Annotated in this window: 12 protein-coding genes; 11 read left to right on the forward strand and 1 reads right to left on the reverse strand. The window is 64.8% G+C overall.

The features are described from left to right. Positions 1-21: 21 nt before the first annotated feature. The 10 genes from AC0L2F_RS20615 to mmsB all read left to right on the forward strand — a co-directional run bounded on the left by AC0L2F_RS20615 (position 22) and on the right by mmsB (position 11,289). Complete coding sequence (locus tag AC0L2F_RS20615) at positions 22-1,566, forward strand: sugar ABC transporter ATP-binding protein (protein WP_473249648.1); 1,545 nt, start codon at positions 22-24, stop codon at positions 1,564-1,566. Further along, positions 1,563-2,555 carry an ABC transporter permease gene (locus AC0L2F_RS20620; protein ID WP_007608426.1) on the forward strand — a complete coding sequence of 331 codons (993 nt, stop codon included), beginning with the start codon at positions 1,563-1,565 and terminating at the stop codon, positions 2,553-2,555. Before AC0L2F_RS20615 ends, AC0L2F_RS20620 begins: the two co-directional genes overlap by 4 nt. Then, positions 2,552-3,532 (forward strand): galactofuranose ABC transporter, permease protein YjfF, encoded by a 981-nt coding sequence (gene yjfF, locus AC0L2F_RS20625; RefSeq protein WP_473249649.1) that lies wholly within the window; start codon positions 2,552-2,554, stop codon positions 3,530-3,532. The genes AC0L2F_RS20620 and yjfF overlap by 4 nt, the downstream gene beginning before the upstream one ends. Continuing rightward, positions 3,529-4,308 (forward strand): FadR/GntR family transcriptional regulator, encoded by a 780-nt coding sequence (locus AC0L2F_RS20630; protein ID WP_473249650.1) that lies wholly within the window; start codon positions 3,529-3,531, stop codon positions 4,306-4,308. Before yjfF ends, AC0L2F_RS20630 begins: the two co-directional genes overlap by 4 nt. Then, complete coding sequence (locus tag AC0L2F_RS20635) at positions 4,305-5,231, forward strand: Gfo/Idh/MocA family protein (protein ID WP_473249651.1); 927 nt, start codon at positions 4,305-4,307, stop codon at positions 5,229-5,231. The genes AC0L2F_RS20630 and AC0L2F_RS20635 overlap by 4 nt, the downstream gene beginning before the upstream one ends. Positions 5,232-5,233: 2 nt before the next feature. Further along, on the forward strand, positions 5,234-6,310 hold the full coding sequence (locus AC0L2F_RS20640; protein ID WP_007608438.1) for an aldose epimerase family protein: 1,077 nt from the start codon (positions 5,234-5,236) through the stop codon (positions 6,308-6,310). Continuing rightward, entirely contained in the window at positions 6,310-7,188 is an 879-nt protein-coding gene (locus AC0L2F_RS20645; RefSeq protein WP_473249719.1) for an SMP-30/gluconolactonase/LRE family protein, read from the forward strand. The genes AC0L2F_RS20640 and AC0L2F_RS20645 overlap by 1 nt, the downstream gene beginning before the upstream one ends. 72 nt (positions 7,189-7,260) lie before the next feature. Continuing rightward, complete coding sequence (gene chvE, locus AC0L2F_RS20650; protein ID WP_063993005.1) at positions 7,261-8,334, forward strand: multiple monosaccharide ABC transporter substrate-binding protein; 1,074 nt, start codon at positions 7,261-7,263, stop codon at positions 8,332-8,334. 190 nt (positions 8,335-8,524) lie between these two features. Continuing rightward, positions 8,525-10,102 (forward strand): multiple monosaccharide ABC transporter ATP-binding protein, encoded by a 1,578-nt coding sequence (mmsA, locus tag AC0L2F_RS20655; protein WP_007608441.1) that lies wholly within the window; start codon positions 8,525-8,527, stop codon positions 10,100-10,102. Further along, positions 10,099-11,289 carry a multiple monosaccharide ABC transporter permease gene (mmsB, locus tag AC0L2F_RS20660; protein WP_007608442.1) on the forward strand — a complete coding sequence of 397 codons (1,191 nt, stop codon included), beginning with the start codon at positions 10,099-10,101 and terminating at the stop codon, positions 11,287-11,289. Before mmsA ends, mmsB begins: the two co-directional genes overlap by 4 nt. A gap of 66 nt (positions 11,290-11,355) precedes the next feature. On the opposite strand, the gene AC0L2F_RS20665 is transcribed toward mmsB, so the two are convergent. After that, positions 11,356-11,511 carry a hypothetical protein gene (locus AC0L2F_RS20665; RefSeq protein ID WP_167552244.1) on the reverse strand — a complete coding sequence of 52 codons (156 nt, stop codon included), beginning with the start codon at positions 11,509-11,511 and terminating at the stop codon, positions 11,356-11,358. A 172-nt stretch (positions 11,512-11,683) separates the two neighbouring features. Between AC0L2F_RS20665 and AC0L2F_RS20670 the strand changes: the two genes are divergently transcribed. After that, a complete protein-coding gene (locus AC0L2F_RS20670) occupies positions 11,684-12,259 on the forward strand; it encodes a cytochrome c oxidase subunit 3 family protein (protein WP_007608444.1) in 576 nt (191 codons plus the stop codon).

Here is a 12,259-nt window from a genome sequence, read left to right on the forward strand (position 1 = left end):
GCCGCTGGGAGTGAATTTGTCATGGAGAACAGCCCGGATTCCGCTGCTTCCCTGCTGGAGGTGCGCGGGATCAGCAAGAGTTTTGGTGCTGTGCGTGCGTTGCAGGAGGTCGACTTCACGCTTCGCGCCGGCGAGATCCATGCACTGCTTGGTGAGAACGGCGCCGGCAAGTCCACGCTGATCAAGGTGATCACCGGCGTGTTCCCGCGCGATGCCGGCGTCGTCAGGATCAGCGGCGGAGAGGTCGCGCCGCGCTCGGCCAAGGCGGCGGTTCAGGCCGGCATTGCTACCGTCTACCAGGAAGTCAATTTGCTGCCGAATCTCTCGGTGGCGCAGAACCTGTTCCTCGACCGGCAGCCGATGCGCTTCGGCATCGTGCGCGAAGGCGAGATGCGACGCCGCGCGAAGGCGCTGCTCGCGGATTTCGGACTCGACATCGACGTATCAGCGCCGCTTGGCAATTATTCGGTGGCGATCCAGCATGTCACCGCGATCGCGCGCGCCGTCGATCTCTCGGCGCGCGTGCTGATCCTGGACGAGCCGACCGCGAGCCTCGATCGCCACGAGGTCGAGATTCTCTTTCGCATCATGCGTCAGCTTGCCAAGCGCGGCATTGGAATCGTCTTCGTCAGCCATTTCCTCGACCAGGTCTACGAGATCTCCGATCGCATCACCGTTTTGCGAAATGGTCGCCTGGTCGGCGAGCGCGAGACCGCGTCGCTGTCGCGGCTCGAGTTGATCCGGATGATGCTCGGCCGCGAGCTGGCCGAGACCACCAGCGCGCGGGCGTCGACAGGCGCACAGACTACGCGTGAAGTCTGTGCGAGCTTCGAGGGTTACGGCAAGGCCGGCTATGTCGCGCCGTTCAATCTCGAGCTGCGCCATGGCGAGGTTGTCGGTCTCGCCGGCCTGCTCGGCTCGGGGCGGACCGAGACGGCCCGGCTGGTGTTCGGCGTCGAGCGCGCGGATGGCGGGCAGGCGAAGGTGGAAGGCGCGCCTGTCCGGCTTCACTCGCCGCGGGACGGCGTGCGCCACGGCTTTGGCTATTGCCCCGAGGAGCGCAAGACCGACGGCATCGTCGCTGAGCTCACCGTGCGCGAGAACATCGTGCTCGCGCTCCAGGCCAAGCGCGGTCTGCATCGGCCGCTGTCGCGACGCGAGCAGGACGAGATCGCAAGCCGTTATGTCAAGATGCTCGACATTCGCCCGCCCGATCCGGAGCGTCCCGTCGGCCTGCTGTCCGGCGGCAATCAGCAGAAGGTCCTGCTGGCACGGTGGCTTGCGACCTCGCCGCGGCTCCTCGTCCTGGACGAGCCGACCCGCGGCATCGACGTCGGTGCGCATGCCGAGATCATCCGCCTGATACGCGAGCTCTGCGACGACGGGCTTGCGCTGCTCGTGATTTCCTCCGAGCTAGACGAGATCGTGACCTATTCCGATCGCGTGGTGGTGCTGCGCGACCGGGCTCATGTCGAGGAGCTCACGGGCGAGGCCATCGACGTCGGCAGCATTCTCGCCGCCATCGCCGCCGATGGCGCCAGTGTCGCCCATGAGGGCCGGGCATGACCGCGCTGTTGCCGCGCCGCGGCCTTGCCCAGATCCTCGCGTTGATCGTCATCCTGGCGGTCGATCGCGTGGTGTCGCCGCAATTCTTCGATCTGCGCCTCCAGGACGGCCGGCTATTCGGCAGCCTGATCGACGTGCTCAACCGCGGCACGCCGGTGGCGCTGCTCTCGCTCGGCATGGTGCTGGTGATCGCGACGCGCGGCATCGACCTGTCGGTCGGCGCTGTGATGGCGATCTCAGGCGCGATCGCGGCGAGCCTCGCCGACAACCACAGTCTGGCAGTGGTGCTGGCGGCTGCGCTCGGCGCGGGCCTGATCTGCGGATTGTGGAACGGATTTCTCGTCGCGGTGCTCGGCATGCAGCCGATCGTGGCGACCCTGATCTTGATGGTGGCGGGACGCGGCATCGCCCAGCTCATTACCGAAGGCCGCATCGTGACCTTCTCCTCGCCCGATCTGGTCTGGCTCGGCAACGGCTCCATCCTCGGCGTGCCGGTGCCGGTCGCGATTGCGCTGGGCATGCTGATCCTCACCGGCGCGGTGGTGCGAGGCTCGGCACTTGGGTTACTGATCGAGGCAACCGGCGGCAATGCGCGGGCGAGCGAGCTTGCCGGCGTTGGCACGCGCGCCATGATTTTGGCGGTGTATGTCTGGTGCGGCGTTTGCGCCGCGCTTGCCGGCGTCATCGCGGCGGCCGACATCATGGGTGCGGATGCCAACAATGCCGGCCTCTGGCTCGAGCTCGACGCCATCCTCGCGGTGGTGATCGGCGGCACCTCGCTGTTCGGCGGCCGCTTCAGTCTCGTGCTGGCCGTACTCGGGGCGCTGATCATCCAGACCATGAATACCGGCATTCTGCTGTCGGGCTATCCGCCGGAGTTCAATTTGCTGGTCAAGGCGGTGGTGGTGCTCGCCGTGCTGCTGCTGCAATCGCCGAAGCTGTCCGGCTTTGCCGGCGTCGTGGCGCGGCTGCGGAGGACCAAGGCATGAAAGGCCTGCCGCCCGTCCTCATCACGGCGATCGTGCTCGTCGTGGGATTCGCGCTCTGCGCGATACAGTTTCCCAACATCGCCTCCACCCGCGTGGTCGGCAATCTCCTGACCGACAACGCCTTCCTCGGCATCGTCGCGACCGGTATGACCTTCGTCATCATTTCCGGCGGCATCGATCTCTCGGTCGGCTCGGTGATCGGCTTCACCACGGTGTTCGTCGCGCTGGCGATCGAGCGCTGGGGAATGCCGCCCCTGGTCGCCTTCGTCGCCATTCTCGCGCTTTCGGCCGCCTTCGGAGCGGCGATGGGCGCGGTGATCCACGTCTTCGATTTGCCGCCTTTCATCGTGACGCTCGCCGGCATGTTCTTGGCCCGGGGTGCCAGCTTCCTGCTCTCGACGGAATCGGTGCCGATCACAGCACCGGTCTATTCCACCGTGTCGGACTTCGCACTGCGACTACCCGGCGATGGACGGCTGACGGCGGTCGCGATCATCATGCTTGCGATCGTGATCGGCGGCGCATTGCTGCTGCAGCTCACCCGGTTCGGCGCCAATGTCTATGCGCTCGGCAGCAGCCGGGCGACCGCGAGCCTGATGGGTATCGCCGTCGGCAGGATGACGGTGAAGATCTACATGCTGTCGAGCCTGCTCGCGGGCATCGCCGGCATCGTCTTCTCCTTCTACACCAGCGCTGGCTACTCGCTGTCCGCCGTCGGCGTCGAGCTTGATAGCATCGCGGCCGTCGTGATCGGCGGCACGCTGCTCACGGGCGGGCAGGGCTCCGTGATCGGCACTTTCCTCGGTGTGCTGATCCAGGGCATGATTCAGACCTACATCAATTTCGACGGGACGCTGTCGAGCTGGTGGACCAAGATCGCGACCGGCGTGCTGCTGTTCGCCTTCATCGCCTTGCAACAGGGATTGGTCGCGCTCGCGCGCCGGCCCGTGCCAAAGCGCGCGGGAGCAGTCTCATGACCACCTCACGCATCCTCGCCATCCCGACGCGCCGGGCGCACTCCAATCACGCGGAGGTGGCCCGTTCGATCGGCGTTGACATCATTGCCGGCCGCTACGCGGAGGGAACGCGCCTGCCGGGCGATGCCGAAATGATCGCCATGTTCGGGGTGTCGCGGCCGGTATTGCGGGAGAGCGTCAAGACGCTGGTCGCCAAGGGCCTGCTCACCACCAAGGCCCGCGTCGGCACCGTCGTGCGCGAACGCGTCGCCTGGAACATGTTCGACGCCGACGTGCTGGCCTGGCACCTGGACGCCGGGATCGACAAGCGTTTCCTCAACGACCTCGCCGAGATTCGCCTTGCGGTCGAGCCGCGCGCGGCGATGTTGGCGGCGGCGCAGCGGTCGGAGCAGGATCTCTCCGAGCTCCGGCGCTGCATGGAGCGGATGCGACTTGAAGCCTCCGACTCCATTGGCTTCGCCGATGCCGACCTCGCGCTCCACGTGGCGGTGGCGCGCGCCTCCGGAAATCTGTTCATGCGCTCGATTGGGCACGTCATCGAGGCTGCGTTGCGCGCCTCATTCCTGCTCAGCGCACCGGTCGAATCGGAGGACCGCGACACCGTTCTGCTGTGGCATCAGAAGATCGTCGATGCCATCGCCGCCGGTGATGCTGCGACTGCGTCGGAGGCGATGGTCTATGTCATTCACAACGGCATGCGCCGCCATGAGGGTACAGTGATCGAGACTGTACCGGCCGAAGCGCTGCCGTCCGCGGAAGCTGGAGAAAGATCGTGACTGAACTTCGCATCGCCATCGTCGGCTTCGGCAAGATCGCGCGGGATCAGCATGTCGGCGCCATCGCAGCAGTTCCCGGCGCGACGCTGGCAGCCGTCGCCAGCCGCAATGCCTCGTTGCCGGATCTGCCGCATTTCGCGACCATCGAAGAGCTGTTGGAGAAAGGTCCGCCGATTGACGCGGTGTCGCTCTGCACGCCGCCTCAAGTGCGCCGCGCCCAGGCCGTCGCAGCGCTCGGGGCCGGCAAGCATGTCATGCTGGAGAAGCCGCCCGGCGCCGGCGTTGCCGAGCTCGATCCGTTGATCGCGATGGCGGGTGAGGCCAAGCGAACGCTGTTTGCGACCTGGCATTCGCGCCATGCGCCGGCCGTCGAGCCGGCGCGCGAGTGGCTCGCCGCGCGCCGCATCCGTTCCGTGCACATCAACTGGAAAGAGGACGTCCGCGTCTGGCATCCCGGGCAGGCCTGGATCTGGGAGCCGGGCGGGCTCGGGGTGTTCGATCCCGGCATCAATGCGCTGTCGATCCTGACCAGGATCCTGCCGAAGCCCGTGTTCGTCACCGCGGCCGAGCTCGCCTTCCCCGCCAATTGCCAGGCGCCGATCGCCGCGAAGCTGACGCTGACCGACATCGACGGCCTGCCTGTGGCCGCCGAGTTCGATTTCCGCCAGACTGGGCCGCAGAGCTGGGATATCCTCGTCGAAACCGACCAAGGCCGGATGACGCTATCCCGCGGCGGCCGGATCATGGCGATCGACGGCAAGACCGTTGCCGAGGCGCCCGATGAGGAATATCGGGAGCTTTACCGGCGCTTCGTCACGCTCGCCGCGACAGGCGCGAGCGACGTCGATTTGGCGCCGCTTCGTCTCGTGGCGGACGCCTTCCTGCTTGGCAGGCGCACGATCGTCGAACCGTTTGTGGATTGATCATGGCTGGATCGAAAGCAGAAAGAGACGTCTTCGGAACGCTGCCGGACGGCCGCAAGGTGGACCGCATCATGCTGCGCGGAGAGGGCGGGTTCGAGGCACGCATCATCACCCATGGTGCAGTCTTGCAGGCCTTGATCGCGCCGGACGCCAAGGGTGGCTACGACGACGTCGTGCTCGGCCATGACGCATTCGCCGGCTATCTCGCCGAACGGAAGTTCTTCGGCGCCACCGTCGGCCGCTACGCCAATCGCATCGCCAACGGACAATTTGCGCTGGACGGCGAGACGGTGCAGCTTCCCGTCAACAACGGTCCGAATGCGCTGCACGGCGGCGTTGACGGTTTTGATCGCAAGCTCTGGGACATTGCGGAGATCGACGCTGGCGCCGAGCCCGCGGTCACGCTGACCTACACGAGCCCGCATGGCGAGGAAAACTATCCCGGTCGGCTCGATGTGCGCCTGACCTATCGCGTCACCGGCCCGGCCGAGCTATCCCTGATCATGGAGGCGCGGACCGATCGGCCGACCATCGTCAACCTGACCAACCACAGCTTCTTCAATCTGGAAGGCGCGACATCAGGCACGCCCATTCTCGATCACAAGCTGACGGTCGCCGCCGGGCATTTCCTCGCGATCGATCCCACCGCCATTCCATTGCCGGAGCCGCCGCGCAGCGTTGCCGGCACGCCGTTCGACTTCCGCGGGCCGCGGCCCGTCGGCGAGCGCATCCGCGAGGGCGACCAGCAATTGCGCAACGGCAAGGGCTACGACCACACCTACTGTCTCGCGCGCGACGGCAAGCTCAGTCTCGCGGCACGGCTGGAGGCGCCGCGCTCGGGGCGCATCATGGAGCTGTTCACGGATCAGCCTGGTCTGCAGGTCTATTCGGGTAATTATCTCGACGGCACCATTTCGGGCAAGGGTGGCAAGCTCTACCGGCAGTCGGACGCGATGTGCCTGGAGCCGCATATCTGGCCGGACGCACCGAACCGGCCGGATTTCCCGAGCCCGCGCCTAGCGCCCCGCGAGGTCTATCGCCATCATACGGTCTATCGCTTTGCGGTGAGAAGGTCATGATGGAACAGGTGCCGACCTCGGTTCTTTCGGACGATCCTTGCCATCTCGGCGAGGGGCCGACCTATGACGTGACCACGGACACGGCCTGGTGGTTCGATATCCGCGAGGGGCGACTGTTCGAGGCGCAGCTCGGCCGTGGCAGCGTTCGCGTTCATGCGCTGGGCCGGATGGCGAGCGCACTTGGGCGGATTGACTCCGAGCGGCAGTTGATTGTCGCGGAAGACGGGCTCTATATCCGCAAAACTCCCGACGGCGCGATGACGCTGCTCTGTCCGCTCGAAGCGGACAATCCCGCGACCCGCTCCAACGATGCCCGCGTGCATCCCTCCGGCACGTTCTGGATCGGCACCATGGGCCGCAAGGCGGAAGCAGGGGCAGGCGCGATCTACGCGTTCCATCACGGCGAGATATCGATGCTGTTTCCGCGCATCAGCATTCCCAACTCGATCTGCTTCTCGCCCGATGGCGCCACTGGCTACTTCGCCGACACCGCGCGCGCGCTGCTCTACGCGGTGCCGCTCAATCCCACGACCGGCCTGCCGCTCGGCGAGCCGGAAGTGCTGCTGCGCCACACCGGCATCGGCGGTCTCGACGGCTCGGTGTGCGACGCCGACGGGCAGATTTGGAACGCGTGCTGGGGCGCAAGCCGCGTCGACGTCTACTCTCCGCAAGGCGAGCGCCTGCGTTCGCTGAGCGTGCCGGCAAAGCAGGCGAGCTGCCCCGCTTTTGTCGGCCCTGATCTGTCGCGTCTCCTCGTCACCTCGGCCTGGCAGGACATGGATGCGGCGGCGCGTGCCGCCGATCCGCAAGCCGGCTACACCTTCCTGTTGGAGGCATCCGCGCGCGGTCGCGCGGAGCCCGACGTCAAGCTCGGATAGGAGGCTAGAAGCCGCACACGACCAAATTTCTCGACGACACGAAAAAACAGTCTGACATCAAGGGAGTGAAACATGTTGAAACTGAAGACGACATTCCTCGCGCTGGCGCTGGCCGGCGCTGCGACGATGGCCGCGGGCGTCACCGCCTCGGCCCAGGACAAAGCAACGGTCGGCATCGCCATGCCGACCAAATCGTCGGCGCGCTGGATCGACGATGGCAACAACATGGTGAAGGTGCTGAAGGAGCGCGGCTACAACACCGACCTGCAATATGCCGAGGACGACATTCCGAACCAGCTCTCGCAGGTCGAGAACATGGTGACCAAGGGCGCGAAAGCGCTGGTGATTGCCGCGATCGACGGCACCACGCTCTCCGACGTGCTCAAGCAGGCGAAAGCAAAAGGCATCACCGTGATCGCCTATGACCGCCTGATCCGCGGCACGCCGAATGTCGACTATTACGCGACCTTCGACAATTTCCAGGTCGGCGTGCTCCAGGCGCAATCAATCGAGAAAGGGCTTGGCCTAAAGGAGGGCAAGGGTCCGTTCAACATCGAACTGTTCGGCGGATCGCCCGACGACAACAACGCCTACTTCTTCTACAACGGCGCGATGAGCGTGCTGAAGCCGTACATCGACAGCGGCAAGCTCGTCGTCGCCTCCGGTCAGATGGGTATGGACAAGGTTGCGACCTTGCGCTGGGACGGCGCCACCGCGCAGGCCCGCATGGACAATCTGCTCAGCGCCTACTACGGCAACAAGAAGGTCAACGCCGTGCTGTCGCCGTATGACGGCCTGTCGATCGGCATCATCTCCTCGCTGAAGGGCGTCGGTTATGGCAGCGCCGGCCAGCCGATGCCTATCATCTCGGGCCAGGATGCCGAGGTGCCCTCGATCAAGGCGATGCTGCGCGGCGACCAGTATTCGACCATCTTCAAGGACACCCGCGACCTCGCCAAGGTGACCGCCGACATGGTCGACGCTGCGCTTGCCGGCAAGCAGGTCACCGTCAACGACACCAAGACCTACGAGAACGGCGCCAAGACCGTGCCGTCCTATCTGCTCAAGCCGGTCGTGGTCTACAAGGACAATTGGGAGAAGGTCCTGGTCGAGAGCGGCTACTACAAGAAGGCGCAGTTCCAGTAAGGCTTCTTTTCTTTTCTTTTCCCTCTCCCCGCTTGCGGGGAGAGGGTTAGGGTGAGGGGGAGCCTCCGCGAGGAAGGTAGCAGTGTGTCTCGCGGAGACTCCCCCTCACCCGGATCGCATCTAAAGATGCGATCCGACCTCTCCCCGCAAGCCGGGAGAGGAGCTAACACTGATTGAGGGACGTGAAATCATGACCGCAATGCTGGAGATGCGCAACGTCAGCAAGAGCTTTTCCGGCGTGCAGGCGCTGCGCGATGTCAATTTCTCGGTTGAAGCCGGGCAGATCCACGCCCTCGTCGGCGAGAACGGTGCCGGCAAGTCCACGCTGATGAAGGTGCTCAGTGGCGTCTACCCGGCCGGCAGCTACGAGGGCACCATCATCTTTGATGGCGAGGAGCGCCGCTTCCGCGACATCAACGATTCCGAGGCGCTCGGGATCATCATCATCCATCAGGAGCTGGCGCTGATCCCGCTGATGTCGATCGCCGAAAACATTTTTCTGTCGCACCCGCCGTCCAAGCTTGGCGTCATCGACCGCGACCAGGTATATCGGCGCACGCGCGACCTGCTCGCGCAGGTCGGCCTGAAGGAATCCCCGGATACGCTGATCACCGATCTCGGCGTCGGCAAGCAGCAGCTGGTCGAGATCGCCAAGGCGCTGTCCAAGCGGGTGCGGATGCTGATCCTGGACGAGCCGACCGCGAGCCTCAACGAGGCCGACAGCGCCGCGCTGCTCGAACGTCTCATGGCGTTCCGCGCGCAGGGCATCGGCTCCATCCTGATCTCGCACAAGCTGAACGAGGTCGCCAAGGTCGCCGACCACATCACCGTGCTGCGCGACGGCCGCACCGTTGACGGCATCGACTGCCGCGCCGAGCCGATTCAGGAAGACCGCATCATCCGCAGCATGGTCAACCGCGATCTCGCCCATCGCTTTCCCGAGCGCAGCGTGAAGATCGGCGAGCCCGTTCTCACGGTCGAGAACTGGTCGGTCTACCATCCCATCCATCCCGAGCGGCAGGTGATCAAGAACGTCGATTTCAGCGTGAAACGCGGCGAGGTCGTCGGCATTGCCGGATTGATGGGCGCCGGCCGCACCGAATTCGCGATGAGCCTGTTCGGCCGGTCCTGGGGCACCACGATCAGCGGTCGCATCCGGCTTGAGGGCCATGAGATCGTGCTGCCGAACGTCGCGGCCGCGATCGACGCCGGCCTTGCCTATGTCACCGAGGACCGCAAGCAGCTCGGACTGATCCTCGCCGACGACGTCCGCAAGAACATCACGCTCGCGAGCCTCGACCAGGTCGCGCCGAACCGCGTCATCGACGACATCGCCGAGCTGAAGGTCGCCAGCGACTACCGCAACCGGATGCGCATCCGCTGCTCCGACGTCTACCAGGAGACCAGCCAGCTCTCCGGCGGCAACCAGCAAAAGGTCGTGCTGTCGAAATGGCTGATGACCGACCCCAAGGTCTTGATCCTGGACGAGCCGACCCGGGGCATCGACGTCGGTGCCAAATACGAGATCTACTGTATCATCAACGAGCTTGCGGAAGCCGGCCGCGGCGTGGTGGTGATCTCTTCGGAGATGCCCGAGCTGCTCGGCATCTGCGACCGCATCTGCGTCATGAACGACGGCGCCTTCGTCGGCGAGTTCAAGAGCGCAGACGCAACGCAGGAAAAGATCATGCGCGCCATCATGCGCAACGACAGAAATTATGGAAGCAGCGCCCTTGCGGGTGCGGAGATGGGAGGATCGCAGCCATGACCGACAAGACGGTTTCGCTGCCCGAGGAGGGCCGGCACGGCAGCTTCATCAAGAACAATCTGCGCAATTACGGCATGCTGATGTCGCTGATCGCGATCATGCTGTTCTTCCAGGTCATGACGGGTGGCACGCTGCTGCAGCCGCTCAACCTGACCAATCTGGTGCTGCAGAACAGCTACATCGTCATCATGGCGCTGGGCATGCTGCTGGTGATCGTCACCGGCCATATCGATCTCTCGGTCGGCTCGGTCGCGGGCTTCGTCGGCGCGGTGGCCGCCGTGCTCATGGTGACCTACAAGGTCGACTACACGCTCGCCTTCATCGCCTGCCTGCTGCTGGGCGCGGCGATCGGCGCCGCGCAGGGCTATTGGGTGGCCTATTTCAAGATACCGTCCTTCATCGTCACGCTCGCCGGCATGCTGGTGTTCAAGGGGCTCGCGCTTGCGGTATTGCAGGGCCAGTCGCTCGGACCGTTCCCGGCGACCTTCCAGAAATTGTCGTCGGGCTTCATTCCGGAGATGCTGCCCGAGGCCGGCACGTTGCATCCGACGTCGATGCTGGTCGGTGCGGTGCTCGCGCTCGGCCTCGTCTACGCCAGCGCCAAGGGGCGCTCGCGCGAGCAGCTGCACGGCATCGAGGTCGAGCCTTACGCGTTCTTCCTCGGCAAGAGCATTCTCCTGGCCTGCGCCGTGCTCTATTTCACCTATCTGATCGCCTCGCATCGCGGTCTGCCGAACGTGCTGGTCATCATGACCGCGCTGATCGCGCTCTACGGCTTCGTCACCCGGCGCACCGTCATCGGTCGGCAGGTCTATGCGGTCGGCGGCAACGCGAAAGCGGCAAGCCTGTCGGGCATCAAGACGGAACGGTTGACCTTCCTTACCTTCGTCAACATGGGCGTGCTCGCTGCGCTCGCCGGCCTCGTCTTCGCCGCGCGCCTCAACACGGCAACGCCGAAGGCGGGTCTCGGCTTCGAGCTCGACGTCATCGCCGCCTGCTTCATCGGCGGCGCCTCGGCCTATGGCGGTGTCGGCCGCGTCGGCGGTGCCGTGGTCGGTGCCATGATCATGGGCGTGATGAACAACGGCATGTCCATCCTCGGCATTGGCATCGACTATCAGCAGGTCATCAAGGGACTGGTCCTGCTCGGGGCGGTGTGCATCGACGTGTATAATCAGCGGAGATAGAGACTATCTCTTCGTAGCCCGGATTGCGCTGCGCTCGATCCGGGCTACCATCCAAGATCGACGGCTCTACTGCGTCGTGAACAGCACCGCCGCGATCGCGATGGAAAGGCTCACTGCCGATACGGTTGCCACGGTCGACAGCACGCCCATTCGCCGGAGCGCGATGGCGAAGACGATGATGATGGGCGTTGCGGTCATCAGCCCGATTTGTGCATCGCTCACGTTATCGCTCGCAGCTCCACGGAACCCTGGAGCGTTTGGTACTGCGATCCGGCCGGCAGGACGTTGCGACGGCGCAAACAAATTGATCGGCATTCCCCAAATTTGTCCGGCAACAAACTCGGATCGGCACGGCTGAGCTAAAGCTGGCCGGTGTCCTGATCCGGAAGAGCAGATGTCGGCAGCCGATTGCGAACCACAGGGAACGGGCTGGGGAATCCTGGACGATCTTCCCGGCGATCCCATGATCTGGGTGCTGATCTTCAGCGAGTTCGCCGCCTTCGGTCTGTTTCTCGGTACCTTCACAGTCGCCCGCGCGATCCACCCGGCCGTGTTTGCGGCGGGGCAGGCGGCGCTTGATCCGGGTCTCGCCGGATTAAACACTGTCGTGCTGGTGACGAGCGGTTGGGCCGCAGCCCGGGCTACGAAGGCCGCGCGGGCCAGCGAGAGGCGGGCGACACGATGCTGGCTCCTCACAGCCATGGGGCTTGGTGGCCTGTTCGTGGCGGTCAAGCTCGCCGAATATGCGGAAGAGATCGGGCGCGGCATCGGACTTGAAACCAGTCCGTTCTTCACACTCTATTTCCTCCTGACCGGCTTCCATCTCCTGCACGTCTGCCTCGGCATCATCATCCTCGCATTCGTCTGCCGCCGCGCCGAGGCGTTCGGCGTCGAGACGGGGACGGCCTTCTGGCACATGGTCGATCTGGTCTGGATCGTGATGTTCCCGATTCTTTATCTGGTGCGGTGA

It is taken from the genome of Bradyrhizobium sp. Ken64 (assembly GCF_055807555.1).

Coding starts and splice junctions, on each gene's coding strand:
- AC0L2F_RS20640 (WP_007608438.1), top strand. CDS start 5,234: ATGGCTGGATCGAAAGCAGAAAGAGACGTCTTCGGAACGCTGCCGGAC.
- AC0L2F_RS20620 (WP_007608426.1), top strand. CDS start 1,563: ATGACCGCGCTGTTGCCGCGCCGCGGCCTTGCCCAGATCCTCGCGTTG.
- chvE (WP_063993005.1), top strand. CDS start 7,261: ATGTTGAAACTGAAGACGACATTCCTCGCGCTGGCGCTGGCCGGCGCT.
- mmsB (WP_007608442.1), top strand. CDS start 10,099: ATGACCGACAAGACGGTTTCGCTGCCCGAGGAGGGCCGGCACGGCAGC.
- AC0L2F_RS20630 (WP_473249650.1), top strand. CDS start 3,529: ATGACCACCTCACGCATCCTCGCCATCCCGACGCGCCGGGCGCACTCC.
- AC0L2F_RS20615 (WP_473249648.1), top strand. CDS start 22: ATGGAGAACAGCCCGGATTCCGCTGCTTCCCTGCTGGAGGTGCGCGGG.
- AC0L2F_RS20645 (WP_473249719.1), top strand. CDS start 6,310: ATGGAACAGGTGCCGACCTCGGTTCTTTCGGACGATCCTTGCCATCTC.
- AC0L2F_RS20670 (WP_007608444.1), top strand. CDS start 11,684: ATGTCGGCAGCCGATTGCGAACCACAGGGAACGGGCTGGGGAATCCTG.
- yjfF (WP_473249649.1), top strand. CDS start 2,552: ATGAAAGGCCTGCCGCCCGTCCTCATCACGGCGATCGTGCTCGTCGTG.
- mmsA (WP_007608441.1), top strand. CDS start 8,525: ATGACCGCAATGCTGGAGATGCGCAACGTCAGCAAGAGCTTTTCCGGC.